At 52.8% G+C, this 4,410-nt stretch carries 2 tRNA genes and 3 rRNA genes; all 5 read left to right on the forward strand.

The annotated features are described in order from the left end of the window. Positions 1–744: ribosomal RNA gene (locus BZL41_RS00105) — 16S ribosomal RNA — on the forward strand; the annotation flags it as partial. 93 nt (positions 745–837) lie between these two features. Further along, positions 838–914, forward strand: a tRNA-Ile gene (locus tag BZL41_RS00110). Between the two features lie 6 nt (positions 915–920). Beyond that, positions 921–996: transfer RNA gene (locus BZL41_RS00115), tRNA-Ala, on the forward strand. A gap of 248 nt (positions 997–1,244) precedes the next feature. Further along, positions 1,245–4,135, forward strand: a 23S ribosomal RNA gene (locus BZL41_RS00120). A gap of 132 nt (positions 4,136–4,267) precedes the next feature. Further along, positions 4,268–4,383: ribosomal RNA gene (rrf, locus tag BZL41_RS00125) — 5S ribosomal RNA — on the forward strand. Positions 4,384–4,410: the final 27 nt, after the last annotated feature.

Raw genomic sequence — 4,410 nt, forward strand, 5'->3', positions numbered from 1 at the left:
GGTAGTCCACGCCGTAAACGATGTCGACTAGCCGTTGGAATCCTTGAGATTTTAGTGGCGCAGCTAACGCATTAAGTCGACCGCCTGGGGAGTACGGCCGCAAGGTTAAAACTCAAATGAATTGACGGGGGCCCGCACAAGCGGTGGAGCATGTGGTTTAATTCGAAGCAACGCGAAGAACCTTACCTGGCCTTGACATCCTGCGAACCTTTCAGAGATGAGAGGGTGCCTTCGGGAGCGCAGAGACAGGTGCTGCATGGCTGTCGTCAGCTCGTGTCGTGAGATGTTGGGTTAAGTCCCGTAACGAGCGCAACCCTTGTCCTTAGTTACCAGCACCTCGGGTGGGCACTCTAAGGAGACTGCCGGTGACAAACCGGAGGAAGGTGGGGATGACGTCAAGTCATCATGGCCCTTACGGCCAGGGCTACACACGTGCTACAATGGTCGGTACAGAGGGTTGCCAAGCCGCGAGGTGGAGCTAATCCCAGAAAACCGATCGTAGTCCGGATCGCAGTCTGCAACTCGACTGCGTGAAGTCGGAATCGCTAGTAATCGCGAATCAGAATGTCGCGGTGAATACGTTCCCGGGCCTTGTACACACCGCCCGTCACACCATGGGAGTGGGTTGCTCCAGAAGTAGCTAGTCTAACCTTCGGGGGGACGGTTACCACGGAGTGATTCATGACTGGGGTGAAGTCGTAACAAGGTAGCCGTAGGGGAACCTGCGGCTGGATCACCTCCTTAATCGAAGACACCGTCTTCTTCATAAGTACCCACACGAATTGCTTGATTCACTTGCGAAAAGCGATTGGGTTTTGACCCGAGAGTTATACGATTGGGTCTGTAGCTCAGTTGGTTAGAGCGCACCCCTGATAAGGGTGAGGTCGGCAGTTCGAATCTGCCCAGACCCACCAATCGAAGGGGCCATAGCTCAGCTGGGAGAGCGCCTGCTTTGCACGCAGGAGGTCAGGAGTTCGATCCTCCTTGGCTCCACCATAAAACTCGAATCGCTGAAAGCTCAGAACTGAGCATCTGCTGCGGCGTAAGCTGCGGAAGGGATGTTGAGTTCTGGACTTTGCGCCAGAACCGTTCTTTAAAAATTTGGGTATGTGATAGAAGTAGACTGATTGATTGTTTTCACTGGCAATCGATCACGTCAAGGTAAATTTGCGAGTTCAAGCGCAAGTTTTCGGCGAATGTCGTCTTCACGTTAGAGACAGTAACCAGATTGCTTGGGGTTATATGGTCAAGTGAAGAAGCGCATACGGTGGATGCCTTGGCAGTCAGAGGCGATGAAAGACGTGGTAGCCTGCGATAAGCTTCGGGGAGTCGGCAAACAGACTGTGATCCGGAGATCTCTGAATGGGGGAACCCACTCAGCATAAGCTGGGTATCTTGTACTGAATCCATAGGTACAAGAGGCGAACCAGGGGAACTGAAACATCTAAGTACCCTGAGGAACAGAAATCAACCGAGATTCCCTTAGTAGTGGCGAGCGAACGGGGATTAGCCCTTAAGCTTCTTTGACTTTAGTAGAACGCTCTGGAAAGTGCGGCCATAGTGGGTGATAGCCCCGTATACGAAAGGGTCTTAGAAGTGAAATCGAGTAGGACGGAGCACGAGAAACTTTGTCTGAATATGGGGGGACCATCCTCCAAGGCTAAATACTACTGACTGACCGATAGTGAACCAGTACCGTGAGGGAAAGGCGAAAAGAACCCCGGAGAGGGGAGTGAAATAGAACCTGAAACCGTATGCGTACAAGCAGTGGGAGCCTACTTAGTTAGGTGACTGCGTACCTTTTGTATAATGGGTCAGCGACTTATTTTCAGTGGCGAGCTTAACCGACTAGGGGAGGCGTAGCGAAAGCGAGTCTTAATAGGGCGTTTAGTCGCTGGGAATAGACCCGAAACCGGGCGATCTATCCATGAGCAGGTTGAAGGTTAGGTAACACTGACTGGAGGACCGAACCGACTCCCGTTGAAAAGGTAGCGGATGACTTGTGGATCGGAGTGAAAGGCTAATCAAGCTCGGAGATAGCTGGTTCTCCTCGAAAGCTATTTAGGTAGCGCCTCACGTATCACTCCAGGGGGTAGAGCACTGTTTCGGCTAGGGGGTCATCCCGACTTACCAAACCGATGCAAACTCCGAATACCTGGAAGTGTCAGCGTGGGAGACACACGGCGGGTGCTAACGTCCGTCGTGAAAAGGGAAACAACCCAGACCGTCAGCTAAGGTCCCAAAGTTGTAGTTAAGTGGGAAACGATGTGGGAAGGCTTAGACAGCTAGGAGGTTGGCTTAGAAGCAGCCACCCTTTAAAGAAAGCGTAATAGCTCACTAGTCGAGTCGGCCTGCGCGGAAGATGTAACGGGGCTCAAACTACACACCGAAGCTACGGGTTCGTCGTAAGACGAGCGGTAGAGGAGCGTTCTGTAAGCCTGTGAAGGTGAGTTGAGAAGCTTGCTGGAGGTATCAGAAGTGCGAATGCTGACATGAGTAACGACAATGGGTGTGAAAAACACCCACGCCGAAAGACCAAGGGTTCCTGCGCAACGTTAATCGACGCAGGGTGAGTCGGTCCCTAAGGCGAGGCTGAAAAGCGTAGTCGATGGGAAACGGGTTAATATTCCCGTACTTCTAGTTACTGCGATGGGGGGACGGAGAAGGCTAGGCCAGCAAGGCGTTGGTTGTCCTTGTTTAAGGTGGTAGGCCGAACACTTAGGCAAATCCGGGTGTTCAAGGCCGAGAGCTGATGACGAGCGTTCTTTTAGAATGCGAAGTGGTTGATGCCATGCTTCCAGGAAAAGCCTCTAAGCTTCAGGTAACTAGGAACCGTACCCCAAACCGACACAGGTGGTCGGGTAGAGAATACCAAGGCGCTTGAGAGAACTCGGGTGAAGGAACTAGGCAAAATGGCACCGTAACTTCGGGAGAAGGTGCGCCGGTGAGGGTGAAGGATTTACTCCGTAAGCCCATGCCGGTCGAAGATACCAGGCCGCTGCGACTGTTTATTAAAAACACAGCACTCTGCAAACACGAAAGTGGACGTATAGGGTGTGACGCCTGCCCGGTGCCGGAAGGTTAATTGATGGGGTTAGCGAAAGCGAAGCTCTTGATCGAAGCCCCGGTAAACGGCGGCCGTAACTATAACGGTCCTAAGGTAGCGAAATTCCTTGTCGGGTAAGTTCCGACCTGCACGAATGGCGTAACGATGGCGGCGCTGTCTCCACCCGAGACTCAGTGAAATTGAAATCGCTGTGAAGATGCAGTGTATCCGCGGCTAGACGGAAAGACCCCGTGAACCTTTACTGTAGCTTTGCACTGGACTTTGAGCCTGCTTGTGTAGGATAGGTGGGAGGCTTTGAAGCGTGGACGCCAGTTCGCGTGGAGCCATCCTTGAAATACCACCCTGGCATGCTTGAGGTTCTAACTCTGGTCCGTTATCCGGATCGAGGACAGTGTATGGTGGGCAGTTTGACTGGGGCGGTCTCCTCCTAAAGAGTAACGGAGGAGTACGAAGGTGCGCTCAGAATGGTCGGAAATCATTCGCAGAGTATAAAGGCAAAAGCGCGCTTGACTGCGAGACAGACACGTCGAGCAGGTACGAAAGTAGGTCTTAGTGATCCGGTGGTTCTGTATGGAAGGGCCATCGCTCAACGGATAAAAGGTACTCCGGGGATAACAGGCTGATACCGCCCAAGAGTTCATATCGACGGCGGTGTTTGGCACCTCGATGTCGGCTCATCACATCCTGGGGCTGAAGCCGGTCCCAAGGGTATGGCTGTTCGCCATTTAAAGTGGTACGCGAGCTGGGTTTAGAACGTCGTGAGACAGTTCGGTCCCTATCTGCCGTGGACGTTTGAGATTTGAGAGGGGCTGCTCCTAGTACGAGAGGACCGGAGTGGACGAACCTCTGGTGTTCCGGTTGTCACGCCAGTGGCACTGCCGGGTAGCTATGTTCGGAAGAGATAACCGCTGAAAGCATCTAAGCGGGAAACTCGCCTCAAGATGAGATCTCACTGGGGACTCGATCCCCCTGAAGGGCCGTCGAAGACTACGACGTTGATAGGTCGGGTGTGTAAGCGCTGTGAGGCGTTGAGCTAACCGATACTAATTGCCCGTGAGGCTTGACCATATAACACCCAAACAATTTGATGTTTGCGTGTCAGACGGTGAAGTCGACAAACCGAAAATTTGCAAGAACTCGCAAACCAATCACATACCCAATTCGGGAAAGCGCCTAAACCGCGACTTCCCAACCGAATTGCTTGACGACCATAGAGCGTTGGAACCACCTGATCCCATCCCGAACTCAGTAGTGAAACGACGCATCGCCGATGGTAGTGTGGGGTTTCCCCATGTGAGAGTAGGTCATCGTCAAGCACCTATCCCAAACCCCCAATCCGAGCA

The organism is Pseudomonas sp. PIC25 (assembly GCF_002286785.1).
Lineage (GTDB): Bacteria > Pseudomonadota > Gammaproteobacteria > Pseudomonadales > Pseudomonadaceae > Pseudomonas_M.